Genomic DNA, 25,698 nt, shown 5'->3' on the forward strand with positions numbered 1-25,698 from the left:
GAAGGTAATTGGCAAATGAGTCGTAACGGCGGTTTTTCCATGCCCAACAGGAAAAACCGCCTGATTTTATATAACGCATTAATGAAGTGGAAAAGAAGACACTTTTTATGCGGAGGGGGGATGGGGAAGATGTCCAAGCCGTTTCGATATATGTCGGGCCGTATTGACCGTTTGACGGATCAGCTCAGGCAATGTCTCGGCCATTTTAAATGTGGCACCAGCCAGTCCGATAGCGCCGATGATGCCAGTTCGATCAAAAACGGGTGCGGCAACCGCTGTGAAACCGATAAATGTTTCATCCCTGTCGACAAAAAATCCGTTTTTGCGAATGACACGCAAACGCTCGAGAAATTGATGTTTATCCACGATCGTGTTCGGCGTATGAGCTTCTAATGGATATTTTTCGAGAATTGCCTTTGTTTCTTCATCAGGCAAATATGCCATAATGGTCGTTCCAAGCGCCCCGTAGTGCAAAACGCGCCGACGTCCAATGTATGAGCGGGGCTGAAAGCCATCATCGCTGTCGAGACGGATGACATATTGCAAGCTGTCTTGTTGGCGCACCCCAAACAAAACGGTGTAGCCAGTTTGCGCCTGCAAGTCATGCAAAAACGGTTCCGCCTCGCGCCGCATATCCAGGTTTTCGAGAACGATTCCTCCGTATTCCAGCATTTTATAACCGAGGCGGTATACGTTTTCCTTTTGGTCGTAATGGATCAGCCCTTGCGTTTCGAGCGTCCATAACAGGCGGTAGACGGTAGCTTTCGCTAATTTTGTTTTCGCGACGATCTCTTCGATAGGAAGGCTCGGACGTTCAAAACTAAAACAGTTCAAGATTTGAACCGCTCGTTCCACTGAACGAATTGTCTCCACATTTACCTTTCTCATGATTGCGCTCCTCTGCAGCGATTTTACCTCTGTCCATCATTGTAACATAAAGCGATGATTGATGCCCAGGCTGGAGGGAAGATTGAATATTTTTTTATTTATATTCTAAATAGTTTGACAAGTATTTAGGTTTGTTATATCATTTAAAGTGTAAAAATGAATTGTTAATTCACTATATGAATTGGAAGGAGAGGGAATGATGGCGGATACGAGAATGAGGGCGCTTGAGCGGCTTCATGAAGAGTTGGAACAAGTGTATTTAGGTCCGTTATGGGAAAAACTCGGTAAAATGGTGACGCCCGAGCCCGATCATGAAGTTGTTCCGTACTTGTGGAAATGGGAGACGATCCGCAAGCATTTGCTGGAGGCTGGAGAGTTGCTTCGCTTAGGGAGAGAGAGCGAGCGGCGAGTCGTTTATTTGCAGAATCCATCGCTATTGAAACGAGGTCTAATCGGTTATTCGACCAACACGCTGTATGTTGGAGTGCAACTGTTGTTGCCGGGCGAAGTGGCACCCGCACATCGCCATAGCCAATCGGCGATCCGATTCATTATTGAAGGTGAAGGGGCTTATACGGCTGTCGATGGCGAACGAACATATATGGAGCGCGGGGATTTGATTTTGACCCCGGCATGGACGTGGCATGATCACGGTCACGAAGGAACGGAACCGGTCATTTGGATGGATGGTCTCGACGTCGGATTGGTGAGAAATTTTGCTGGTTCGTTCTTTGAACCGTATTCCGAAGATGTATTCCCGGTTGTCGCCCCTCACAACGGTTCAACGTTCAAATATGCAACGGGAGCGCTGCGTCCGGTTTCCGACCGGAAGCGAAAAGGCTACCCATCTCCGTTGATCGCCTATAAATGGAAGACAACGAAACAAGTACTTGAGAATTTATCCCAACTTGATCCTGATCCCTATGACGGTTATGCGGTCGATTACATCAATCCATTGACAGGGGGATCAGCAGATTTGCGTATTGGGACAACAATGCAAAAATTAACTCCTGGTATGCACACGAAGGCGCATCGCCATGTCCACAGCGCCGTGTACCACGTTCTTGACGGTGAAGGATACACGATTATCAACGGTGTCAAATTTGAATGGGCGAAAGGTGATTTCTTCATTTTACCGCCTTGGAGTTGGCATGAGCATGTCAATACAGGAGAGGGAGACGCTCATTTATTCTCCATTAATGATCTGCCAATTATGGAGAAGCTTGATTTGGAAAGGGAAGAGGAGTATGACAAAAACGGTGGTTATCAATCTATCGTTGATGTGTTCGAGCCACTTTCCCAAATCTAGTATATACACATTTTCTCAAGATGTGCCTAGAAGGCTGGTGAAAAACGGTTGTTTCTCTTGAGCAATGGGGGAGCGTTTGAAAGGCGATCCTGATCTGACAAGGCTTATCTATTTGAGAAACGAGCTTGATAAGCGGCTTGCTTAGCGATTTAAATGAATAAATGATAAAGACGATTTTTGTCTGTAATGTGCCAATCAAAAACAGGAGGGTTGTGCGGTTGAAGGTTCCAATACCGAATATGGTGCAAGACATTGTGGATCATGCGACAACCCGTTATGGGGAGAAGACCGCCCTGATTGATGGAGAGCATGTACTGTCTTTTGTGGAAGTGAACGAACGATTTTTGCGGCTGGCGGAGCGGTTGAGAGGTTTAGGTGTGCAAAAAGGTGACGCCGTGGCTGTACAGTTACCAAATAGCTGGGAATTTGTGATAGCTCATTTAGCTTTGGCACGTCTTGGAGCCATTATGGTACCTATCAATTTAGTGTATCGACAAAAAGAGCTGTCGTTTATGTTTTCGTTTGCCCATGTTAAAGCGGTCATTGCCATTGACGAATGGAAAGGATTTAATCATGCGAAAATGATGGAATCGCTCCGGCAAACGATTCCAACGTTGCAACATATCATCATCGTTGGGGAGAGAAAGCATCCTGATCACTATAGTTTCAAGTCACGAGTGTTGATTATCCAAAATTATACATACGCCTTCCATAAATTTGGGCATACTCAAACAAAGCAGCGGCCATCCCGGATTTCCAATCGAGAGGAAGCTGCCCAGAGAAAAAACGGCGAACGAACGAAATGAAGGAAAGAGAGACGTTCGTCTGTTTTTTGGTTTGATCATACAGCCATCGCAGCAACACATACGCGATGAACGCCGCAAACAGTTGGTTGTATACCGCATTTTCCGTCGTGCCAAACAAGGTCGGGACATTCAGATATTGCTTCACCCAACGGAAAAAGACCTCAACAGTCCAACGTTGTTGGTACATGTCGGCAATGGTTTCCGCAGACGCATGGAAGAGGTTCGTCACGACCCGAATGTCGCGGCCATTCGCATCTCGAAAGATCACCACCCGGTGACGCTTGGTGGAGCGGCATTGTTTCGTCCCCAACTGGCACGTGAAGTCGGCTTGAACCGATGAGGATGTGCTGGAAAGGCGTTTCAAGCTTTTTTTCTGATGAAGTTCGATGTTGTCCTTCATCCGAATGACAAAGAGCTGATGCTGCTCCACAAATCGATCGAGGCGTTCGATTTTGAAATACGCCCGGTCTTCCACCAGCACTTGTTGAGCGTTCGTCAACTGTTCTCCCACCGGGCCATCATGACGCAGTCCGATGGTTTCCACCACGTCTGCCGGCAACGAGGATTCCGGCGAATACGCGACGTGCAGCTTCACTCCGGCGCGTTCGCCGTGATACGGCGCCCATGGCAGGCGGTTTTTCCCGACCGTGACGGTCGTCGAATCCACCACCCGAAGCGGTTTGGGAAACCGAAGCGAACGGCGGGTTTGGCGGTTGCACTTGGAAATGATCAACGCCAACAAGCGTTTCATGATGTCATAGGGAACTTCTTTCGCTTTCTTGGATACAGTTGAATAATGGAATCGCGGCAATCCATACAGAGGCCCCACATCGGCTCCGTGGCGAAAGCTTTTCCATTGATGCATGGCGGCCAGCAGGAAGAAGTGAATCAACTCGCGCAACGTAAAGGTTCGAGACGAATCACGATACCCAACCGCTTCGGCAATCAGTTGAATCTCTTCATCCGAAACAAGTTTTTGCATCAAATTCGGGAGTGTGGTATGCTTGTTCATAGAGAGCACCTCCTGGGTTTGTTTGTGTCGCTACTCACATTCTACAGGAAAGGTGCTCTTTTTTCTATACCCTTTGGATTTTATTGGATAATCAACACGCCTGGTTTCAAGTCGTTGTTGACAGGTAACGGGCTTTCAGTGAATGACGACATGATTTCGCCAGATGATCCAATGATCATGATGTTTACCTCGGGAACGGAGTCTGATCCAAAAGCAGTCATCCATACGTATGAGACATTTATTCCCGCCCATTTGTACAATGGGCGGGAGTACGGGCTGACGGATGATGACGTTGTTCTTTGTTTGACCCCAATGAGCCATATGTTTTCTTTACCAATGATTTTAATGAGCCTTTATAACGGTGCTGCTCAAGTCATGCTATCGCAATTTTCAGTTGAGCACGTTTTAGATGCGTTCAGCCAGCACGGAGTAACCTTTTGTGTAGCTGCACCTGCCCATTTGATTGATATATTAAAAGGAACGGATGAAACAAAAGAATATCCCTCAACACTGCGTCTTGTCTTAACCGGGGGAACAAAAATTCCGTCTTGGATGGTCGAATCGTTCCGTCAGCGTTTCCGTTGTAGCGTCGCTGCTCAGTGGGGGATGACGGAAATTGGAGCGGGATCATTTACGCGGCCGAATGATGAGCCTTATCTCGCTTCCGATACGGTCGGCCGGCCGTGCCCAACAGGGGAAATCGGCATTTTTGATGAGAATCAGCAACCGTTGCCGAACGGGCAAGTAGGAGAGATCGGTTTTCGAGGTCGTTCACTCTTCAAAGGATATTATAAAAACGAAGCTGCGACTCAACAATTTATGACCAAAGACGGCTTTTTTCTCACTGGAGATTTAGGGTGGAAAGATGAGAAAGGCTATCTCCACTATGTCAGCCGAAAAAAAGACATTATCAATCGCGGTGGGTTGAAAGTACATGCCGCGGAAATTGAGGAAGTCTTGCTCTCGCATCCGCATATTCGCCAAGCAGCGGTGATCGCCGTTCCCGACGAACGGCTTGGAGAGCGCGGCTGTGCGATTGTGTCCTTGAAAGAAGGAACGACATTTTCACTCAAGGACATGCAGCAATATTTGCTTAAGGCGGGCATGGCAAAATATAAGCTACCTGAATATTTAAAAATCATTGACGAGCTGCCGACGACAGCATCAGGAAAGGTGAGCAAAGGAATGTTGCGCAAGCAATACGCGCAGACGGGAGTCCAGTAGGAAAAAGGAGTGAATGAACTATATGAAACTAGCGCTGTTTAATGACTTTCAGCTTGGGGTCATTGTGGATGATGTCATTTATGAGATTGGAAGCCGACTGTTCGGCCGTCTGCATCAAGGGGTTGGTTTCTGTCCAATGACACAGCTGGTTGCCGAGTTTGACACCTATTATCCGCAAATTGAAAACCATTTATACGAATGTCCGGCTTATGCGTTAGCGGATGTTCGGCTGCGCCAGCCGGTGAAAAAGCCGGGGAAAATCGTTGCGGCTCCTGTTAACTACGTGTCCCACCAAAAGGAAATGAAAGTGGAGCATACGGCAAGAGGGCTAGGCTTTTTCTTGAAAGCGCCTTCTTCCATTATCGGGCCCGGCGACACGATTGTTTTGCCGGATCCGAACCGTCGTTTCGACCATGAGCTGGAATTCGCATTTGTTATCGGAAAAACAGCAAAAAATGTCAAAGCGGAAAACGCCTACGATTATATATTTGGCTACACCGGGTTGATCGATGTCACGATGCGTCCGGATGAAACGCACCACGAGGAACGGTGTTTGCGCAAGTCATTTGATACGTTTACACCGATGGGGCCGTGGATCGTGACGAAAGAGGAAATTGCCGACCCTAACAACGTCAATATGGTGCTGACAGTCAATGGAGAGGTTCGGCAGCAGGTCAACACAAAGGAAATGATCTGTTCTGTCGCCGAGTTGGTGGAAATTTATTCGCACATTATGACGCTTGAACCGGGCGATGTCATTACGACAGGAACACCGGATGGCGTTGGACCGATTCATGATGGGGATGTCATCCATATGGAAATCGAGGGAGTCGGAGGATACTCCGTTCATGTTGCCTTAGCCTCTAATACGGCTGTATTGCGGTAAACGAGGAAGGGAGGAATGGTTTATGGAGAAAGGTTGGCAGCGGTACCATATGGCTAATGTTCTTTTTAGGTTGGGTTGTTTCTTACATTGATCGAACGTTAACTATGTTGCCGCATTTAGTAGACATTTTTAGGCGTGGTCATTGATTTAGGCATGGACAATGAACAATATTGTTTTAAAATGGTAATGTAGACGAGGCAAAGGGGACGACAAAGAACATTCGTCCCCTTTTTGCTTGTTTTCCTTTATGGCAAGCCTAAGAAAGCCTGAACGGTTTCAAGGCTTGACTGCACAGGCGGCCATTGTGATAAATCGAACGGAAAATCTGAGCCCGGAAGCACCCGATCTTGGCCGATGAGGTCGAGCAATAGCTGCAGCACGCGATGATCCCAAACAACGGTGTCGAACCAAAAACGGCGCAAATAGTCGAGCGGCGGAGCTTGCAGTGAAGACGCCACTGGGTGCCATACGTCATACCCTTTCTGCAACCGTCCGATTTGATAGGGAAGAAAGCCGCCGCCATGGGCCAATAAAATGCGGACGTGCGGGTAGCGGTCGAGCCAGCCGCCAAGCAGTAAATCGGCAGCGCAAACGGTCGTTTCCCAAGGGACGCCAATCAAATTTGTCATTCGCCGGCCTTTCAGGCGTGGGTCGTCGCAAAGAAGCGGATGAATAAATAGAATGGCGTCTAGCGCATCCGCTTCTTCCCAAAATGGGATGAATGAATCGTCGGTGAGGAGCTTCTGTTCGACAGAGGGGCCGATAATTGCCCCTTTTAAGCCGTTTTTCATGGCCCGGCGCAATTCCAAGGCTGCTTGTTCCGGATGATTGAGCGGCACTGTTGCCAAAGCCGACAGACGATCAGGGTGGTTTGACGCCAATCGGCACAGCGCATCGTTGTAAAGGCGTGCCAGCTCATTGGTGACGGCGGCTTCCACGTTGTATAAAAACAGCTGCGGAATGGGAGAGAGGAGTGAATGGAAAACGTCCGCCCGCCGTTGCGCCTCGAGGTAAGCATGGAGATCGATGAATTCCTCCTTTAGGCGAAATCCCCACTGATGGTTGATAGTCAACATTTTTTCCGCGTCATCCCAATGAACAGGAATGTGGGTTTGTTCTTCTCTCAGCCACTGCATTACTTCCGGTGGAATGAAGTGCGTATGGACATCAAAACGTTTTTCCATCGTTTTCTTCTCCTTTCTACATCATGGTATCGTCGGCTGTTTCGTTGGCGGTGACGACGGCCAATAGCCGATTTTTTCCGAAATCTCACTTGCTGCGCGTTTTACTTTGGCGATGACCGTAGGATCGTATGGATGAAAACGGTGAATCGGCCCGATCACGCTGAGTGCGTAGGAGACTTTTCCGGTGTAGTCGCGGATCGGTGCTGCGATGGAAGCGACCCCTTCACGGAGTTCCTCGATACTAACGGCGTAACCTTGGCGGCGAATGGCATACAATGCCTCGCGCAGCACGTGGGGGTCGGTCATCGTATTCAGCGTAAACTGCGTCAATCCTTGCTCGATGTATGCTTCAATATCCTCATCTTTTTGATGAGCGAGCAGCACTTTGCCTGAGCTGGTGCAATGGAGAGGGTTTCTTCGACCAATGTGTGAAAGAGCTTGAACAGGTTGCCGGCTTTCCACTCGGTGAATGTAAATCACACTCTGGTCATCAAGCATGGCAAGATGCGCTGTTTCCCGCAAGTCGTCGACCAACCTTTCCAGTATCGGTTGCGCTTCTCGGTTGATTTCTAAATGGGATGTCAGCACCGTGTTTAGTTGCAAAATGGTCAAGCCAAGCCGATATTTTTGCGTTTCCGGATCTTTCGTGACGAATCCTTCGCTGGCTAATGTGTGAAGAAGACGACTGACAGTGCTTTTTGACAATCCAAGGGAAGAGGCTAATTCGGTCACTTTCTTCTCCGGTTCATCCAGTGAGAAGCTACGCAAAATGCGGAGAGCGTTTTTGACGGATGAAAGCAAGTAGTCTTCTGTATTGCGTGCCATCGAATGCAGCTCCTTTTTAGAGTTTCATATAAAAGAACAATATTTCTTATATCATAACATAGGGAACATGATTTTTGAAAATATAGCAAAGAATAAAAATAAAAAAATTTTTATTGTTTCATATAAAAGAACATTAGTGTTGTATACGGTACAACAAATCATTATGATGGGGACAAAAGATTCTAAATTCTTTGATTTCGATGCTTTCTGACAAGGGAGGAGACATTGAATGCAAACAGAAGCAATGATCAGTGAGAAAGTGAAAGCGTTTGACTGTCAACATTTCATCAATGGGAGGTTTTTGCCTTCAAAAAGCGGAAAGGTGTTTCCAAATATCAATCCCGCTACGGGAGAAGTGATCGGCACTGTCTGTGAAGGAGGAAAAGAAGAGATTGACTTGGCCGTAGCCGCTGCAAGAAGAGCATTGGATGGTCCATGGAAGCGGATGACGACAGGGGAGCGGATCGCAGTTTTGCGGCGTATCGGTGATCTCATTTTAGAGCGCAAAGAGGAATTGGCTCGCCTCGAGTCGCTTGATACAGGAAAGCCATATTCGCTCTCCCTCACGTTGGATATTCCGCGTGCAGCGTATAATTTCCATTTTTTCGCCGACTACTTGCGTTCGGTTGGCACGGAAGCGTATCAAACCGATGAGGTAGCTATCAACTATTCGATCCGTCGGCCTGTTGGGGTCGTCGGGTTGATCAATCCGTGGAATTTGCCATTGCTGTTGTTGACATGGAAGCTCGCCCCGTGTTTGGCCGGTGGGAATACAGCCGTCATCAAGCCGGCGGAATGGACGCCGCTCACTGCAACTGTACTGGCGGAAATTTGCAAAGAAGCCGGGGTGCCGGATGGCGTGGTGAATGTTGTCCATGGGTTTGGCCCGAACTCAGCAGGGGCTGCGTTGAGCGAGCATCCAGATGTTGATGCTATTACGTTCACCGGAGAGACAACAACAGGGAAAGTCATTATGGCGGCAGCGGCGAAATCGTTAAAAAAGCTGTCTTACGAGTTGGGGGGGAAAAATCCGAACATCATTTTCGCCGATGCAGATTTGGACGAAGCGATCGAGACAACGTTGAAATCGAGTTTTATGAACCAAGGAGAAGTGTGTCTCTGCGGATCAAGAATTTATGTAGAACGTCCGGTTTATGAACAATTTTTGCAAAAATTTGTAGCGAAAACGAGAGAACTTGTTGTCGGCGATCCGTTTGACCCGAAAACCAATGTCGGCGCACTCATCAGCGAAGAGCATTATGAACGGGTGATGAGCTACATCGAGCTAGCAAAGGAGGAAGGTGGTCGTATTCTAACAGGAGGTAAGCGACCGGATGGCCTGGCTCAAGGATATTACCTTGAACCGACCATTATTGTCGGTGTCAACCGAAATTGCCGCATCGTCCGGGAAGAAGTGTTCGGCCCGGTGGTGACGGTCATGCCGTTTGACGAAGAAGAGGAGGTGATCGCCCAAGCGAACGACACCCACTATGGATTGAGCGCGACGATTTGGACGAACGATTTGCGTCGGGCTCACCGGGTGGCGGCGCGTATTGAAGCCGGAATCGTTTGGGTAAATACATGGTTTTTGCGGGATTTGCGCACACCGTTTGGTGGCATGAAACAAAGCGGCATTGGGCGTGAAGGAGGCATGCATAGCTTTGAGTTTTATACAGAGTTGACGAATATTTGCATTAAGCTTTAGCCGCGATGACCGAAGGAGGTGATGATGGTGAAGAAGTGGAACGATTATGCCAAGTTACTGCTGGCTGCTGAGAGGGAGAGACGTCCTCTCTCTCCCTTGACGACACTCGATTCGGCGCTAACCGTGTATGACGCCTATCAAATTCAATTAAGGACAATTGAACAAAAAGTAAAGGAAGGGCGTCAGATTGTCGGCAAGAAAATCGGATTGACCTCTAAGGCGATGCAGCAGTTGTTGAGGGTTGACCAGCCGGATTATGGCCATTTGCTTGATGATATGGCGGTGGAAAACGGTGGGGTTGTTTCGTGGGAGCAGGTGTTGCAGCCAAAGGTGGAAGCGGAAATTGCGTTTGTCTTAAAACGTGACTTAGTTGGCCCGCGCGTGACTGTCATTGATGTGCTACTGGCGACGGATTATATCGTCCCGGCGCTGGAGATCGTTGACAGCCGCATTGCCGATTGGAATATCTGTCTTGAGGATACAATCGCCGATAACGCTTCATCGGGACTTTATGTTTTGGGGGAAAAACGGTTGCCTGTTCACGCCGTTGATATTGCGCAAATCGGCATGGCTCTTTACCGAAACGGGAAGTTGGCCAATACGGGCGTTGGGGCCGCAGCGCTCGGACATCCTGCGCTTTGTGTCGCTTGGCTGGCAAACAAGCTCCATGAATATGGAAAAGGGTTGAAAGCAGGAGAAGTGATTTTATCCGGCGCTTTGTCGGCAGCGGTGAGCGTCGAGCCCGGCGATGTGTTTTTCGCTCGCTTCGCCCATTTGGGGGAAGTGCGGGTCGAGTTTGCGCCATAAGTAAGGGAGGAGAGACTGTGGAGAAAATCAATGTAGCGATTCTTGGTTCTGGAAATATCGGAACTGACTTGATGTTGAAGATTGAGCGTTCGGATGTGTTGCAGTTGACGACAGTGATTGGGATCGATCCGCAGTCGGAAGGGCTGCGTCTGGCGCGGGAGAAAGGGTATCGCGTCATTGACAGCGGCATTCAAACGTTTTTAGAACACCCGGAATGGGCGGACTTCGTCTTTGATGCGACGTCGGCGAAAGCGCACATCCGTCATGCAAAGCTGTTGAAGCGGATCGAGAAGGTCGTCTTTGATTTGACGCCGGCGGCCGTTGGACCGTTTGTTGTGCCGCCTGTTAATATAACGGATCATTTAGAAGAAACCAACATTAACTTCATCACATGTGGTGGACAGGCGACGATTCCGATCGTTCATGCCATTGGACGCGTCCAACCGGTCGCTTACGCTGAAATTGTCGCGACGATTTCAAGCAAAAGCGCAGGGCCAGGGACAAGAGCGAACATTGATGAATTTACAGCAACGACTGCTCGAGGGCTTGAAAAAATCGGTGGGGCAAAGCGCGGAAAAGCCATCATTATTCTCAACCCGGCTGAGCCACCCATCTTGATGAGAAATACGATTTATGCACTTGTGGAAGGAAATAAAGCAGCGGCGCGCGAAATTTGCGATTCGATCGAGGAAATGGTAGAAACCATTCGTTCGTACGTTCCCGGCTATCGGTTGCGCACAAGTCCGATCATTGAAGGGAATAAGGTGACGGTGATGATTGAAGTCGAAGGAGCGGGCGATTATTTACCGAAGTATGCCGGAAACTTGGATATTATGACCGCCGCTGCGGTGAAAGTGGCGGAAGAAGTCGCGAAACATCGACTGTCGAAGTTGTTGGCTGAGGAGGGAAAACGATGAAGCGAGCAATTACGATTACAGAAGTGGCATTGCGTGACGGCAGCCACGCCATCGCCCACCAATATACAACGGAGCAAGTGGCCATGATCGCCAAAGCGCTCGATGAAGCAAACGTTCCGTATATTGAAGTATCGCACGGAGATGGTTTGGGCGGGTCTTCGTTGCAGTATGGATTGTCGCGTACCGATGAATTTGCACTGATTGAAACAGCAGTGGCAGTTTGTCGGCAGGCCAAAATTGCAGTGCTTCTTCTTCCTGGCATCGGAACGGTTAAGGAATTGAAACAGGCCGCCCGCTTAGGAGCGAAAATGGTACGCGTTGCCACTCATGTGACCGAGGCAGATATTTCAGCCCAACATATTGCCGCAGCGAAGGAGCTTGGAATGGAAACGGCCGGGTTTTTAATGATGTCGCATATGGCGCCTGTGGAGGTGCTTGTCCATCAAGCGCGGCTTATGGAAAGCTACGGAGCGGATGTCGTCTACGTCGTAGATTCAGCCGGCGCCCTCTTGCCGCATGAAGTGAAAGAGCGCGTTCGGGCATTAAGGGAAAGTCTTGGAATTGAGGTTGGTTTCCACGCTCATAACAATTTGTCATTGGCGATGGCCAATACATTAGCCGCGATCGAGGAAGGAGCGACGCGCGTTGACGGCAGTGTTCGCTGTTTAGGGGCTGGCGCTGGGAACACGCAGACGGAAGTGCTTGTTGCGGTGTTGGATCGGATGGGCATTCCGACCGGCATTGATTTGTATAAAATGATGGATTTGGCCGAGCAGCTTGTGGCACCGATCTTGCCAAAAGCGCAGGAGATTACGCGCGACAGTTTGACTCTCGGATATGCGGGGATTTATTCAAGCTTCCTTCTTCACGCGCAACGGGCCGCTCGAATGTTTGGCATCGATGTCCGCGATATTTTAATCGAACTTGGCCGTCGAAAGGTTGTTGGCGGTCAAGAAGATATGATTGTCGATGTCGCTGCTGAAATGGCACGCCAAAAGGCTACTGTCGGGGAGGGAGAGTGGCGATGACCTCTCTTGACTATGGAAAACTCGCTTTGGAGCTTCTGAATGCTGAATATGAGAAGAGAGAAATTGTTCGCCTAACTGTTCAATATCCAAACATGACAGTTGAGGAGGCGTATGCTGTTCAAGAGCGGCTCGTGGCGATGAAACGGGAGAACGGCTATCGCATCATCGGCCCAAAAATGGGATTGACGAGCGCCGCGAAAATGGCGCAAATGGGGGTGAACGAGCCGATCTACGGATATGTGTTCGATTATATGGTCGTCTCTAACGGGGGGACGGTGGCCATGAATGAGCTGATCCATCCGAAGGTGGAAGCGGAAATCGCCTTCATTTTAAAAGAAGATGTTAAAGGGCCGAATATTGACGCCGCAGACATTTTAGAGGCAACGCAGTATATCATCCCGGTTTTAGAAATTATTGATAGCCGCTATACTAACTTTCAATTTACGCTGATGGATGTGATTGCCGACAACGCTTCCTCATCCCGAGTCGTATTCGGAAGCCGCCTTGTTTCTCCAAGCGCCCTTGAACTCGACTTGCTTGGAGTGAGTTTATCAATCAATGGTGAAGGAAAGGCGTTCGGTGCTGGTGCGGCGGTGTTGGGGCATCCAGCTAACGCGATTGCCATGCTGGCTAGCATGCTGTCTAGAAAAGGGGAAGGACTGAAAGCTGGGGAAATCATTTTAGCTGGAGCGATGACGGAAGCTGTCCGCTTTGTGGCAGGGGATGTGGTGTTTGCCCAGTTCGATCAATTAGGAACGGTTTCGTTCCGAGCGACAGATTAAGGAAAGGATGATCCGCATGCCGATTGTTCATATCTATTTGCTCGAAGGAAGGCCGGAAGAAAAGATTCAAGGAGTCATTCGCGAAGTAACTGATACAATCAGCACTGTTTTAGGCTCGCCAAAGGAAAACGTGCGGGTCATCGTGTCAGAAGTACCAAAATCTCATTGGGGTGTCGCCGGCATCCCAATGTCCGATAAACAATGAAAATGGAAGAGGAGGAAAAATCACGATGAGTTTGGAGTTAGCCATGCTTGTTCCGCATACGCCGCGAATGTGTTTTGAGGATCGCACTCCTGAGTTTCAACATGAACTCGTCAAAGGAATGCACGAAGTGGCGAAAATCGTCGAGCAAGTCAAACCGGATACCCTTGTTTTGATCTCGTGCCATTGGATGTCAAGTTTCGACCATTTCGTTGATGCCACCCCAAGACATAAGGGGATATTGACCGCTGTAGAATGTCCGGATTTGATTGCTGATGTCCCTTACGATTATCCAGGGGATGAAGAGCTTGGTAAACAACTTGTGAAGGTGGGGAAAGAAGCAGGGCTTCGGGTCGTTGAAGTCAACGATCCAACGTACATTTGGGATTACGGGACGGTCGTTCCTCTTCGCTACTTAGTGCCAAATGAGGATATCGCTGTTATTAGTCTATCGGTGACGTGGGCAGCCAACTTGGAAGAAACGTATACGTGGGGACAAGTGATCGGCAAAGTGTTGCGTGAAAGCAAGAAAAAGACGATGTTTGTATGTAGCGGTGCGTTAGCGCATAACCTCGTTCGGCGCCCCGAGGCGCTGCCGACATTGGCCGAGCAGGCGTTGGACCGAGAGTTTTTGCAATATTTACAAAACAATCGTGTGCGAGCCGCTTGGAACATGCTTCCGCAATACGCGCGAGCAGCCGGTGTTGAATCCGGAGGCCGCCACTTGGCCGCCTTGCTTGGTGTCATTCAAGAAAACTATCACAGCCGTTATTATGGGTATGGCCAATCATCTGGCAGTGGGAATGTGGTAATGACGTTCGAACCTGCCCCTGTCCAATACAAGACGTTGTACGTTCCGCAACAGACTGCACAGCACTCGTGAAAGTTGTTTCATTTGGTTTCCTGCTGAAAAAACATTGCTTTTAGTTTTGTTTCATATAGAGGAATGCAACGCTTTCATACGCAACAACTTTTGCATTAATATAATAGTTGTAATCTTTTAAATATTTACAATATATCCCGTGGCATGCGCTGGGGATAGGTTGCATTTTCTTGATTGGTGATTGATTCATTTTACAAAAATGAAAACGCTTTAATAACCAAAGGAGGCGAGAAGAATGAGGAAAACGAAAGGGTTTTGGAAACGGGCAATGGGGATGATGGTGATGGCCGCCTTGCTCATGACGGCGGGATGTGCGCAAAGTAACACATCGAGTGGATCCGGTTCAGATAAGGGCAATGGAGGAGGTTCAGGGGGATCGGTCAAAATCGGTTTTATTCTTTCGCAAACCGGTACGTTTGCTCCTCTATCCGAAGGGATCATCAACGGTTTTCAACTGTATTTAGAACAGCATAACGGGATGCTTGGTGGAAAGAAGGTTGAAATGAAGGTGGAAGATGATGAAGCGAACCCACAGGTGGCTTTGCGTAAATATCGGCAATTAGTTCATGGTGAAAAAGCTGATATCCTTGTAGGACCGATTTCTTCAGCGGTTGCGTATGCCTTGCGTGATGAAGTCGAAAAGGACAAAAAAGTGCTAATCGATGCCAACGCTGCTGGTGATGATCTTTCGTGGAGCAAAAAGAGCGATTACGTCTACCGTGTCTCATTCTCGAACTGGCAAAACGGTAGCAGCACCGCGAAATATTTAGCAGAACAAGTCGGCAAAAAAGCCGTTATCCTTGCTCCGGACTACCCAGCTGGGAAGGAAGTGCTTCGGGCGTTCAAGGTTACCTTTGAAGCAGCGGGTGGAAAAGTTTTGAAAGAAATTTATCCGAAGTTGAACACGAACGATTTCGCCCCGTATCTTCAGCAGGCGTCAGCGGAAAAACCGGATTTCATTTACGCGTTCTTTACTGGAAGCGACGGCATTCGGTTTATTACTCAGTATAAAGAATTTGGTTTGAAAGGGAAGATTCCGTTGACAGGTCCTCTGGAGTTTGGGGATGAGCTTTTAACTCAGCCTACTGGGGAAGCGGCTGAAGGCATCATCGCTGGGATTAACTATTCACCGTACTTAGACAACGAACAAAATAAACAATTTGTTGAAGCTTATAAAGAGAAATATGGAAAATTGCCAAATATTTTTGCCGTCCAAGGATACGACTCAGCGGCAGCGATTGATCAAGCGATAAATAAAGCTGGAAGTTTAAACTCTCAGGATTTGATCAAAGTCTTGAAAGGCATTTCTCTCGATAGCCCACGTGGTAAAATTACGATCGATCCGGCAACACATAACCCAATTCAAAATTTCTATATTTCAAAAAATGTTTTAAAAGACGGTGCCATCGTTCCCCAAATCATGGAGACCGTAGAGAATGTCAAGATGCCTGAGGACTCACCATTTTAATTCACCAGCAAGGAGGAGATGGTCATCTCCTCCTTCCTAAAAAATTAGCAATAGAACTGAAATTTTAGAAAAAAGGTGGGATGAGAGGTGTCTGCCATTCTAGCACAGTTGCTCACAGGAGTTGCCTATGGGATGCTCTATTTCATGATTGCCGCTGGTTTGACGATTATCCTTGGGGTCATGAATGTTGTGAATCTTGCTCACGGAACGCTGTTTATGCTTGGCGCTTATATTGCGTTTACGTTTATCAATGATGAACTAAGCTTTTGGATTTCTTTGCTTCTAGCTGTTTTTTTGACTGCTGTATTGGGATTAGTGCTGGAAAAATGGCTGATTAAGCCTGTATATGGCAAAGAGCTTGAACAAGTGTTGCTGACCTTCGGGTTAAGTTTTATCATTGCCGATGCTGTTGAATGGATATGGGGTACGGAAATGCATACGCTTCCAACACCGGATTTGTTGAGTGGGTCATTATCCATTGGAAGCACGGAGTTTCCGGTGTATCGGCTGTTCGTTGTTTTGGTTGGGTGTTTATTGGCTTGGTTGCTATGGTACTTGGAAACGAAAACACGTATCGGAGCGATTATTCGCGCAGGTGTGGACGACCGTGCCATGGTTAGCGCACTTGGTGTTAATGTTGGACTGGTGTTTACTGGAGTGTTTGCTTTTGGAGCGGCGCTGGCAGGATTAAGCGGCGTATTGGGCGGGCCGTTGATCGGCATGTATACGGGCATGGACAATGAAATTCTTGTCACGTCCCTTATTGTCGTCGTCATTGGCGGACTGGGGTCATGGAAGGGCTCGTTTATTGGTGCGATTGCAGTCGGAGTGATTGAAACATTTGGAAAAGTATGGTTCCCCTCTTTGTCTATGTTGATCGTGTTCCTCATCATGATGATGGTTCTTATCGTTCGACCGCAAGGGTTGTTTGGAAGAGAGGTGGTATAGAGTGAAAAAGTTGTTGTTTGGTGTTGTGTTGTTGGTTGCTCTTGTTTTTGCTATGCCACTCGTTTTGTCAGATTTTGGGATCAACTTGGCAACGGAGATCTACATTATGGCCATTTTTGCGATGAGCCTTGGGTTGATCATGGGCTATGCAGGAATGGTGTCGCTTGGGCACGCCGGTTTTTTTGGCATTGGTGCTTATACAGTGGCCGTTATCGGTCAGCACGTAGCAAATACATATTTGTTGCTTCTGCTGGCTGTGGTCATTTCAGGGCTTATTGCCTTAGTCACCGGAGTTGTGTTTATTCGTACGTCCAAGTTTTACTTTTTAATGATTACCCTCGCTTTTGGACAATTGTTGTATGTTTTGTTTTGGCAATTAAAGACTTGGACAGGCGGGGCAGACGGAATGTCCGTTTCCGCTGTCATGAATTTTGGGTTTGGAAGAATTGTATCTCCGAATGGTCTCTATTATGTCATGGGACTCGCTTTTGTCATTTCTTACTTTCTTTTGCACCTGTTTGTTGAATCACCGGCAGGAAGGATTACGAGAGGTGTGATGGAAAATGAGGCGCGGATGAGCGCTCTCGGTCATAACGTTCGAGCTTACAAACTGCTTGTTTATACATTGTCTGGATCATTGGCAGGACTGGCCGGTGCGCTCTATGCCTATTTTAATGTATTCGTTTCGCCGGATTTGTCCAGCTGGATGTTTTCTGGGCAAGTGATGGTGATGGCGATTATCGGCGGAGTAGGAACGTTGCTTGGGCCAGCACTTGGCGCCAGCATCTTTATTTACTTGCAAAATTTTATGAGCACGTATACCGAAAGATGGCCGATGATTATGGGAGTATTGCTTGTCGCTCTTGTTCTTGCTGGAAAAGGAGGGCTTATTCATTGGCTGCAACACGGAAGGCGTCTTTTGGTTTCACGCAAACGGACCGGTGAGGCGGTTTCGCAACAGCCGGTAAAAAAGGGGGAGGCTGTCCATTGAGCTTGCTTAAAGTAGAAAACATTAGCAAGTCGTTTAAAACGTTGCAAGTGCTGCGCGATGTTTCTTTGGAGGTGAACCACGGGGAGCGCCATGTCATCATTGGACCGAACGGTGCTGGGAAAACGACGCTTTTCCATTGCATAACGAACATCCTGCCTATTGACACCGGTGCTGTGTATTTGGACGGAAAAGAGATCAGCAAGCTTCCTGCCCATCATCTTGTCCATTTAGGCATGTCACGGACGTTCCAAAAAAACAACTTATTTGGCGACTTGACAGTGGAAGAAAATATTCATTTGGCGCTTGCAGCAAAAAAAGTGTATCGGTACGATATTTTTTTACCACTGACTGCCCGGTCGGACATACGCAAGGAAACCAATGATATTTTGGAACAGTGGGAAATTTTCAGTCGTCGTCATGTAAAGGTAAAACATCTTTCTTATGGGGAGCAGCGATTGCTTGAAGTATTATTGGCCATGGCCAGCAATCCGAAGGTTCTTTTGCTCGACGAACCGACATCAGGAATGTCGCCGGCGGAAACGGCGCAGACAGCGGCAATGATTCAAAAGATGCCTCGCTCTATAGCGCTGGTGATTATTGAACACGATATGGACGTTGTCTTTGCCATTGCGGACCGCATCACAGTTCTGCACCATGGGGAAGTGGTGTTAAGCGGCTCCCCAGATGAGATCAGAAACAATGAGATGGTCAAAGAAATTTACTTTGGAGGAGGAGCGAAACAATATGCTTGAGCTCCAAGATGTTCACTCGTACTATGGAACGAGTTACATTCTTCAGGGAGTCAGCTTTTCTGTTCCAAAAGGAAAATGCGTCGCTTTGCTTGGACGGAACGGAGCAGGAAAAACGACTACCATTCATACAATTGTCGGGTTGCATAAGGCAAGACAAGGAAGCATTCGGTTCAAAGATCGATCGATTGAATCGCTTCCTCCCCATCAAATTTCTCGCCTTGGCATCGGGTTTGTGCCGCAGGGGAGGAGAATCTTTCCGTCGTTGACGGTAAAAGAAAATTTGACGATGCCGGCGCGGAAACGAGAGCAGGAAGGACGCGGCCATTGGGAGCTGGAGAATGTTTATCAGTTGTTTCCTGTCTTAAAGGAACGGGAGAACAACTTAGGCACGCAGTTGTCAGGCGGCCAGCAGCAAATGCTGGCGATTGGGCGAGCGCTGATGACCAATCCCGAGCTTTTGTTAATGGATGAACCGTCTGAAGGGCTGGCGCCGATCATTATTGACCAGGTTGGGGAGATTATCGTTCAGTTGAAAGAAGCGGGGTTGTCGATTTTGATTGTGGAGCAAAATATCGCCCTCGCCTGCAAAACAGCAGATGAAATTTTGGTCATGAATAAAGGGAAAATTGTATGGAGCGGTTCGCCGAATGAATTAATGGCCAATGAAGATGTCAGGCATAAGTATCTAGGGGTTTCAGCTTAAGATAATTTGCAAGGAGTGAAAGAAGATGGAACGGTACGAACAATGGAACAAAAGCTTTATTAATGGAGAATGGGTGGAAGGAGAAAGCGGCCGTACCTATGATATTTTGAATCCGTATGATCGGTCGGTTATTGCCTCTATCCCGTTGGCTACAGCAGAACAGCTTCATCGGGCATTTGAAGCGGCGAGCGAAGCGCAAAAGGAGTGGGGGCGTTCTTCAGCGGGCCAACGAAAAGAAGTGTTGCACAAAGCGATGGCCTATTTGCAAGCAAATCGTGAGGAGATCGTCGACTTGATTGTCCGCGAAACAGGCGGAACACTGCTGAAAGCGAACGTGGAGTTTCATTTGGCGCTTGAGCTTTTGGAAGAGGCGCTACATTATGTTGATGAGGTTGGAGCTGTAAAAGAGGTGCCTTCTAACATAGAGGGGAAAGTCAACTACATTTATCGGTTGCCGTTAGGGGTGATTGCTTCCATTTCTCCATTTAACTTCCCGTTAAATTTATCGCTGCGCACGATTGTTCCTGCGATTGCCTTGGGCAATACCGTCGTGCATAAACCCGATATCCAAGTCGGACTCGTCGGGGGTGTGGTGATTGCTCGAGCGTTTGAGTACGCTGGGCTGCCGAAAGGGGTATTGAACGTTTTGTTAACCGACATTGATGAGATTGGCGATGAGATGTTGACCAATCCACATTCACGCCTTATCAGTTTTACCGGGTCGACGACGGTAGGCAGACGAATTGGTGAGATTGCCGGCAGACAGTTAAAACGAGTGGCATTGGAATTAGGGGGAAATAGCCCGTTTGTTGTTTTATCCGATGCGGATGTAGATCAAGCAGTGAATGCAGCGATTTTTGGTAAGTTTATTCATCAAGGACAAATTTGTATGATCATCAACCGCATTATTGTCCATGAGAGCAAATATAACGAATTCGTCGAGAAGTTCGTGCAAAGGGCGGCTGCGCTTCCGTGCGGCGATCCGCGCGACCCAAGCACCGTGATTGGGCCAATCATCAACGAAAAGCAAATGCAAAAGGCGCTGCAGATGATTGAAGAAGCCAAGCGGGAAGGAGTCCGAGTGGCCTTGGAAGGAAAGCGGATCGGCAATGTGCTGACCCCATATGTGTTTGTTGATGTCGATCCAGCAAGCAAGCTCGCCCAAACAGAACTGTTTGCCCCCATTGCTGTGGTGATTAAAGCGAAAACAGACGAAGAGGCAATCTCCATTGCTAACCAAACGGAATACGGACTCAGTTCCGCTATTTTTACGGGTGATATTGAAAAAGGAAAAGAGTGGGCGTTGCAAATTGACAGCGGAATGACACACATTAACGATCAGACGGTTAATGACGCTCCAAACATTCCGTTTGGCGGCAATAAAGCAAGCGGCTTAGGCCGTTTTGGAAATCCGTGGGTGGTCGATGAATTTACGACAGTGAAATGGGTGTCCGTGCAGACGAAGGCAAGAACGTATCCTTTTTAATGAAGGGAAAGCCTGGGAGATCAGGTTTAGTCGGATCTTCCAGGCTTTTTGTAATAATATGGAAGGAATCCATCTTTTTCGTCATTGGTTGCACTTGGTTAGAGAAAGCTTTATTCATAATATCCAAGCAGCAATGAAATGTCGCGGGCGGCTTGGCAAGCGAGCTGAACCAAACGGAGAATGTTTGCTTGAGTAATCCGCTGATTTGGCCCGACGATGCTGACGGCGGCGACGACTTCACCGGAATAGTCGCGAATAGGGGCGGCGATGCTTGTCGCTCCTTCATGGAGTTCATCGATGCAGACGGCGTACCCTTGCTGGCGGATGGCTGCTAACTGGCGGATAAACTCGTTTTGGTCGATCACCGAGTTCGGTCCGTATTTTGGCAACCCGCGGCGGAGAATGCTTTCTACTATCGATTTCGGACTGAATGCTAGAATGACTTTACCCGAGCTTGTGCACGTACACGGGTTGCTTCGGCCGATATGAGAGAGCAGGCGCACTGGGTGCGGGCATTCTATTTTGTACAGGTAAACAATTCGATCGTCTTCCAACACCGATAAATGAACAGCTTCATTAGCCTCTTTCATCAAAGATTCCAAGATCGGAACGGCGTCTTGAAATATTTCGGTATGCAAATCAACCACTCCGCTTAAATGCAAAATGGAAAGGCCAAGGCGATATTTGCGAGTTTTTTTATTTTGTTCAAGAAATCCTTCTTTTTCTAATAGCGTGGCTAATCGATGTACGGTCGTCTTGTGCAGCCCGAGTCGTTGAGCCATCTCCGTAACGCCTAGTTCCGACGTTTCAACAGAAAATAAACGCAAAATGCGCATCCCGTTTTTTACAGAGGAAAGAGTATCAGTCGCTTTTTCCAAAGTAAGGATCCTCCTTTTGTTTTTTCATCACATCTGTGCTTGTTCTATAAGTTCGATGGATCGTTTTTACAGTTTGGCAGAAATCGCATGGGCTGTTTGCATGACAAGCTGTACGAGATGAGGGATGGAACGGTCATTGATGCGTTGGATTGGTCCGGCGATGGAAACAGAGTAGCGCACCTCACCGTTACGGTGACGAATGGGAGCACTGATTGACGTTACCCCTTCATGAAGTTCTTCTTTGCTGATGGCATAGCCTTGTTGTTTTACTTGCGTTAATTTTTCAAGAAGCGCCGATGGCGAGGTGATCGTTCTTGGTGTAAACGAAGGAAGTCCACGGGCGATGATGCGGTCGATCGTTTCCCTCGGCTGATAAGCAAGAATGGCTTGACCGGTGCTTGTGCAAAACGCTGGATTTTTTTTGCCTACGTAAGAAAGAAGGCGAACCGGATGATCACATTCTACTTTGTGCAAATAAATGACATCAGCACCGTGCAGCGTGGCGATATGTGCGCTTTCTCCTGATACCGAAACAAGTTCTTGCAAGAAAGGAAGAGCAGTCTGGCAAATCGGAAAGCGGGAATGAATGATTTTTCTCATTGCTAGTAAAGAAGCACCGAGGGAATATAGATTGGTTTTCGCGTCTTTTTTGACAAATCCCTCGCTTTTTAACGTTTGCAGCAGCCGGTGGGCGGCGCTTTTGCTGATATTCAGCCTCTCGGAAATATCGATGATGCTAAGTTCTGTTTCATCCATCGAAAACAGCTGCAGCAGTCTCAACGCATTTTCTAACGAAGAAAAAGACGTTCGAGTTTTGCGCACTCCCATGAGTTTCCCTTCCTCCTTCGCTTAAAAGAAATCGTTTTCAAAAAATCTTACGATGTTTCGTATAGAGGAATATAAAACTTTTATATGGGACAATAATAGTATAACATAACTTTCAGAACGTTTTAAATATTATCAACTTCATTAAGAACAAAATAGAAAAGAGGGGATGGGAAACGGGATGGGGTTGTCGGTTCGGGAGATGGAACTCGATTTAAAGCAGTATCAGCTGCAAAAAATCAATGAATTGCTCATCTTTGTCACCCAGTTTAACGAGTTTTATAAGGAGAAGTTCCGCAGCCTTTGTTTGCCGATCCGGACGATGGATGAGTTCCGGAAATTGCCGTTTACAACGAAAGAAGAGCTTGTGCAAGACCAACAGCTTTACCCGCCATTTGGCCGGAATCACTGTTACCCCGAAACGAGTTATGTCCGCTACCACCAAACATCAGGCACTTCCGGCAAGCCGCTCAAAATTTTGGATACAGAAGAAAGCTGGAACTGGTGGCGGGATTGTTGGGTTGAAGTGTTGAAGTCAAGCGGAGTGACAAATCGAGACCGCTTGTTTTTGGCGTTTTCGTTCGGACCGTTTATCGGTTTTTGGTCGGCCTATGAGGCGGCGAAAAAAATGGGGGCGCTTGTTATCCCAGGAGGCGGACAGTCATCGAAGGAGCGATTGTACAGCATGATTGAAAATCAAGCGACCGTATTGCTTTGTACGCCAAGCTATGCCCTTCATTTAGCCGAGGTGGCTGAGGAGATGGGCATTGATTTACCATCGACGTCGGTTAGAGCCATCATCACCGCAGGAGAGCCGGGCGGATCAGTGCCATCAACGCGAGAGCAGATTGAAACGCGCTGGGGAGCTGCCGTGTACGATCATGCCGGGATGACGGAAATGGGAGCGTACGGTTACTCCTGTTCGGTCCGAAACGGGCTTCATATTAACGAAGCACAATTTCTGGCGGAAATTATCGATCCAGAAACACTGCAACCAGTGAAAGAAGGGGAACGCGGAGAACTCGTGCTCACCAACTTCAGCCGTTACGGTTACCCACTGATCCGTTATCGGACGAGAGATATCGTGCTTTGTTCGTCAGCGCCATGTTCTTGTGGTAATCCGTATCGCTTTTTGCCGGGAGGGATCATTGGACGGGCTGACGACATGGTTGTTGTTCGTGGTGTCAATATTTTCCCATCGTCGATTGAAACGGTTGTCAGGGAATTTATAGAGATTAAAGAATTTCGCATTGTCTATTATACAGAGCACAAAATGAATCAAGTAAAAGTGCAAATCGAGTCAGAAGCGGATGTCGAATGGCGTTTAGCCGACCGTCTCAGAGAACGGATCGGTATTCGAATTGATGTCGAACGGGTCGCGCCGGGATCATTGCCCCGTTTTTCGATGAAGGCCAAGCGAGTCATCGATGAGCGCAATCACCAACAACAAGTGGGTTAATTGAGTAAGGAAACAAAAGTCATAGGAAAGAAGGGAGAAGGGACGATGAGCCAAGCTAACGTTCAACGGCGCTCTGTTCTCGTTGTCGGGGCGGGACCGATCGGAATGACTGCTGCTTTAGCATTGCGTCATGTCGGACTTCCCGCGACCATATTGGAAGCGGAACCAAAAGACCGCCTTCGCCCAGGAAGTCGGGCAATCTATTTTCATAAGGCGACATTGCAGCATTTAGAGGATATTTCTCCCGGGCTAGGCAGAACCTTTGCCCAACATGGCATCGTATGGCCGATTAAGCGCACATTGTTCCGCGGCAAGGAAGTGTATGTAAAGCGATATCCGTCTCCTGATCCGAACGCGCTTCCGCCGTTTACGAGTTTGCCGCAGGTGGAAGCGGAAAAATTTTTGTATAACGCCTGCCTTGAGGAGGGGGTCGAATTCGTCTGGGAGACGCCGGTTTCCAATGTCCAGACCGATGAGGAAGGAGTCACTGTCATCACCGCATCCGGTGAACGGTGGTCGTGCGATTATCTCATTGCTGCTGACGGAGCGCGCTCGACCGTCCGCCAATCGGTCGGCATTGAAATGGAAGGGCCGCGGACGAAAGATTATTTTGTTGTCGTCGATGTGAAGGAAGATGAAGCGGATCCGTTGCCGCTCGAGCGAGTGTTTCATTATCAACACCCGGCTGTGGATGGGCGCAACGTCCTCTTTGTACCGTTTGCTGGTGGATGGCGCATTGACTTGCAGCTGCTTGATGGGGATGACCCGGAACAGTTCGGCAGTGTGGAAGGCGTGAAACAATGGCTGCCGAAAGTGATGCCGGACAAATACGCAGACCGCATCACATGGGTGTCAACGTACCGCTTTTTCCAAGTGGTTGCTAAATCACTTACCGACCGCCATCATCGTGTGCTGTTAGCCGGGGAGGCTGCGCACTTGTTTGCCCCGTTTGGCGCCCGCGGCATGAACTCCGGCGTGCCGGATGCGATCATGGCGGCGAAAGCGATTCGGGCCGCTCTTGACACAGAAGACCGCGAAGAAGCAAAAGCAGCCATTGCGGCAGCGGCCAACGAGCGGCTGATCGCGGCAAGATACAATCGCGATTGCGCAGGCATCGCCTTAGAGCATATTCAAGGCACCGATCCGGCCATTCATCTGAAGCGTGAAGTAGCAGCTTCGCTTGCTCCGATTTTGCCAAGTCTCGGCAAATGGCTTGATGAAGGACCGTATGGACCGAAATCGGGCCCGCCGCAACTGTCGACGAAATATTGAACAGGAGGAAACGCGATGGAGTACGCTTTTCAAGTTCGCTGGGGGGATACCGACGCGGCAGGCATCGTCTTTTACCCGAATTTTTATAAGTGGATGGACGAAGCGTCTCACCACTTTTTCGCCAGCCTTGGGCATTCGACATGGAAATGGTTTCAAGAGGAGCGAATCGGGATACCGATTGTGGAAGCGAAATGTCAGTTTCTTGCCCCGCTCTTTTTTGAAGATCACGTTTGTGTGAAGTCATCTATCGCTGATCTGCGAGAAAAATCGTTCCGCATCCAGCATCAGTTTTTCCGCGGGGACCAGCTTGTGGCTGACGGGTATGAGGTGCGGGTGTGGACGACATTCGCTGGAGGCAGGCCGAAAGCCGCTCCCATCCCGGCGGAGCTTCGTGAGAACGTGCGGCAGACGGCGGCCATGATCACACGGTAGCGTCAAAAGTTCTATGAAAACTCCAC

Annotated in this window: 25 protein-coding genes and 1 pseudogene; 20 read left to right on the plus strand and 6 right to left on the minus strand. The window is 48.4% G+C overall.

Annotated elements, in window-relative coordinates:
• Positions 1 to 105 precede the first annotated feature (105 nt).
• Positions 106 to 888, minus strand: a complete 783-nt coding sequence (locus tag GC56T2_RS07140; RefSeq protein WP_144974091.1) for an IclR family transcriptional regulator — start codon at positions 886 to 888, stop codon at positions 106 to 108.
• 214 nt (positions 889 to 1,102) lie between these two features.
• Here GC56T2_RS07140 and GC56T2_RS07145 point away from each other — a divergent pair, with 214 nt between their 5' ends.
• Positions 1,103 to 2,197, plus strand: coding sequence for a cupin domain-containing protein (locus GC56T2_RS07145; RefSeq protein ID WP_144977128.1), 1,095 nt, complete (start codon positions 1,103 to 1,105; stop codon positions 2,195 to 2,197).
• 239 nt (positions 2,198 to 2,436) lie between these two features.
• Positions 2,437 to 2,838: pseudogene (locus GC56T2_RS07150) on the plus strand (AMP-binding protein); the annotation flags it as partial.
• Positions 2,839 to 2,881: 43 nt separating this feature from the next.
• On the opposite strand, the gene GC56T2_RS07155 reads toward GC56T2_RS07150, so the two are convergent.
• Positions 2,882 to 4,015 (minus strand): IS4-like element IS5377 family transposase, encoded by a 1,134-nt coding sequence (locus GC56T2_RS07155; protein ID WP_015375695.1) that lies wholly within the window; start codon positions 4,013 to 4,015, stop codon positions 2,882 to 2,884.
• Here GC56T2_RS07155 and GC56T2_RS07160 point away from each other — a divergent pair.
• Both GC56T2_RS07160 and GC56T2_RS07165 read left to right on the plus strand, forming a co-directional pair.
• Positions 4,004 to 5,239, plus strand: coding sequence for a class I adenylate-forming enzyme family protein (locus GC56T2_RS07160; protein WP_255516042.1), 1,236 nt, complete (start codon positions 4,004 to 4,006; stop codon positions 5,237 to 5,239). The genes GC56T2_RS07155 and GC56T2_RS07160 overlap by 12 nt on opposite strands.
• Before the next feature lie 22 nt (positions 5,240 to 5,261).
• On the plus strand, positions 5,262 to 6,125 hold the full coding sequence (locus GC56T2_RS07165; protein ID WP_031409988.1) for a fumarylacetoacetate hydrolase family protein: 864 nt from the start codon (positions 5,262 to 5,264) through the stop codon (positions 6,123 to 6,125).
• 245 nt (positions 6,126 to 6,370) lie between these two features.
• Here the strand turns inward: GC56T2_RS07165 and GC56T2_RS07170 are convergent, their stop codons facing one another.
• Positions 6,371 to 7,309, minus strand: coding sequence for an amidohydrolase family protein (locus tag GC56T2_RS07170; RefSeq protein WP_144974094.1), 939 nt, complete (start codon positions 7,307 to 7,309; stop codon positions 6,371 to 6,373).
• A 21-nt stretch (positions 7,310 to 7,330) separates the two neighbouring features.
• Positions 7,331 to 8,134, minus strand: a complete 804-nt coding sequence (locus tag GC56T2_RS07175) for an IclR family transcriptional regulator (protein WP_031409984.1) — start codon at positions 8,132 to 8,134, stop codon at positions 7,331 to 7,333.
• A 229-nt stretch (positions 8,135 to 8,363) separates the two neighbouring features.
• On the opposite strand from GC56T2_RS07175, the gene GC56T2_RS07180 reads away from it, so the two are divergent.
• The 13 genes from GC56T2_RS07180 (at position 8,364) to GC56T2_RS07240 (ending at position 20,806) form a co-directional block, all read left to right on the plus strand.
• Positions 8,364 to 9,839 (plus strand): aldehyde dehydrogenase, encoded by a 1,476-nt coding sequence (locus GC56T2_RS07180; RefSeq protein ID WP_144974096.1) that lies wholly within the window; start codon positions 8,364 to 8,366, stop codon positions 9,837 to 9,839.
• 21 nt (positions 9,840 to 9,860) lie between these two features.
• Positions 9,861 to 10,646, plus strand: a complete 786-nt coding sequence (locus tag GC56T2_RS07185) for a 2-keto-4-pentenoate hydratase (RefSeq protein WP_172706499.1) — start codon at positions 9,861 to 9,863, stop codon at positions 10,644 to 10,646.
• A 17-nt stretch (positions 10,647 to 10,663) separates the two neighbouring features.
• Positions 10,664 to 11,563 (plus strand): acetaldehyde dehydrogenase (acetylating), encoded by a 900-nt coding sequence (locus GC56T2_RS07190; RefSeq protein ID WP_144974101.1) that lies wholly within the window; start codon positions 10,664 to 10,666, stop codon positions 11,561 to 11,563.
• Entirely contained in the window at positions 11,560 to 12,591 is a 1,032-nt protein-coding gene (dmpG, locus tag GC56T2_RS07195; RefSeq protein ID WP_144974104.1) for a 4-hydroxy-2-oxovalerate aldolase, read from the plus strand. Before GC56T2_RS07190 ends, dmpG begins: the two co-directional genes overlap by 4 nt.
• Complete coding sequence (locus tag GC56T2_RS07200) at positions 12,588 to 13,373, plus strand: 2-keto-4-pentenoate hydratase (protein ID WP_144974106.1); 786 nt, start codon at positions 12,588 to 12,590, stop codon at positions 13,371 to 13,373. The genes dmpG and GC56T2_RS07200 overlap by 4 nt, the downstream gene beginning before the upstream one ends.
• A gap of 7 nt (positions 13,374 to 13,380) precedes the next feature.
• Positions 13,381 to 13,578, plus strand: a complete 198-nt coding sequence (locus GC56T2_RS07205) for a 4-oxalocrotonate tautomerase (RefSeq protein ID WP_222427768.1) — start codon at positions 13,381 to 13,383, stop codon at positions 13,576 to 13,578.
• Positions 13,579 to 13,603: 25 nt separating this feature from the next.
• Positions 13,604 to 14,458, plus strand: coding sequence for a DODA-type extradiol aromatic ring-opening family dioxygenase (locus tag GC56T2_RS07210; protein ID WP_031409969.1), 855 nt, complete (start codon positions 13,604 to 13,606; stop codon positions 14,456 to 14,458).
• A gap of 235 nt (positions 14,459 to 14,693) precedes the next feature.
• A complete protein-coding gene (locus tag GC56T2_RS07215; RefSeq protein ID WP_144974108.1) occupies positions 14,694 to 15,926 on the plus strand; it encodes an ABC transporter substrate-binding protein in 1,233 nt (410 codons plus the stop codon).
• 87 nt (positions 15,927 to 16,013) lie between these two features.
• Positions 16,014 to 16,874 carry a branched-chain amino acid ABC transporter permease gene (locus GC56T2_RS07220; RefSeq protein ID WP_144974110.1) on the plus strand — a complete coding sequence of 287 codons (861 nt, stop codon included), beginning with the start codon at positions 16,014 to 16,016 and terminating at the stop codon, positions 16,872 to 16,874.
• 1 nt (position 16,875) lies between these two features.
• Positions 16,876 to 17,865 carry a branched-chain amino acid ABC transporter permease gene (locus tag GC56T2_RS07225; protein ID WP_144974112.1) on the plus strand — a complete coding sequence of 330 codons (990 nt, stop codon included), beginning with the start codon at positions 16,876 to 16,878 and terminating at the stop codon, positions 17,863 to 17,865.
• Positions 17,862 to 18,617, plus strand: a complete 756-nt coding sequence (locus tag GC56T2_RS07230) for an ABC transporter ATP-binding protein (protein ID WP_144974114.1) — start codon at positions 17,862 to 17,864, stop codon at positions 18,615 to 18,617. The genes GC56T2_RS07225 and GC56T2_RS07230 overlap by 4 nt, the downstream gene beginning before the upstream one ends.
• Positions 18,610 to 19,320 (plus strand): ABC transporter ATP-binding protein, encoded by a 711-nt coding sequence (locus tag GC56T2_RS07235; protein WP_144974116.1) that lies wholly within the window; start codon positions 18,610 to 18,612, stop codon positions 19,318 to 19,320. The genes GC56T2_RS07230 and GC56T2_RS07235 overlap by 8 nt, the downstream gene beginning before the upstream one ends.
• A gap of 25 nt (positions 19,321 to 19,345) precedes the next feature.
• On the plus strand, positions 19,346 to 20,806 hold the full coding sequence (locus GC56T2_RS07240; protein ID WP_031409953.1) for an aldehyde dehydrogenase family protein: 1,461 nt from the start codon (positions 19,346 to 19,348) through the stop codon (positions 20,804 to 20,806).
• Between the two features lie 110 nt (positions 20,807 to 20,916).
• On the opposite strand, the gene GC56T2_RS07245 is transcribed toward GC56T2_RS07240, so the two are convergent.
• Positions 20,917 to 21,684 carry an IclR family transcriptional regulator gene (locus tag GC56T2_RS07245; protein ID WP_144974118.1) on the minus strand — a complete coding sequence of 256 codons (768 nt, stop codon included), beginning with the start codon at positions 21,682 to 21,684 and terminating at the stop codon, positions 20,917 to 20,919.
• Between the two features lie 66 nt (positions 21,685 to 21,750).
• A complete protein-coding gene (locus GC56T2_RS07250; RefSeq protein WP_144974120.1) occupies positions 21,751 to 22,512 on the minus strand; it encodes an IclR family transcriptional regulator in 762 nt (253 codons plus the stop codon).
• 166 nt (positions 22,513 to 22,678) lie between these two features.
• Here GC56T2_RS07250 and GC56T2_RS07255 point away from each other — a divergent pair, with 166 nt between their 5' ends.
• Genes GC56T2_RS07255 through GC56T2_RS07265 form a run of 3 tightly spaced genes read left to right on the plus strand, consistent with a single transcriptional unit; the run spans position 22,679 to position 25,672 of the window.
• A complete protein-coding gene (locus GC56T2_RS07255; protein ID WP_255516044.1) occupies positions 22,679 to 23,968 on the plus strand; it encodes a phenylacetate--CoA ligase family protein in 1,290 nt (429 codons plus the stop codon).
• A gap of 45 nt (positions 23,969 to 24,013) precedes the next feature.
• A complete protein-coding gene (locus GC56T2_RS07260; RefSeq protein ID WP_031409946.1) occupies positions 24,014 to 25,240 on the plus strand; it encodes an FAD-dependent monooxygenase in 1,227 nt (408 codons plus the stop codon).
• A gap of 15 nt (positions 25,241 to 25,255) precedes the next feature.
• A complete protein-coding gene (locus GC56T2_RS07265; RefSeq protein ID WP_144974123.1) occupies positions 25,256 to 25,672 on the plus strand; it encodes an acyl-CoA thioesterase in 417 nt (138 codons plus the stop codon).
• Positions 25,673 to 25,698 lie beyond the last annotated feature (26 nt).

Origin of the sequence: Geobacillus sp. C56-T2 (assembly GCF_007829715.1) — a bacterium.
Taxonomy (GTDB): Bacteria; Bacillota; Bacilli; order Bacillales; family Anoxybacillaceae; genus Geobacillus; species Geobacillus icigianus.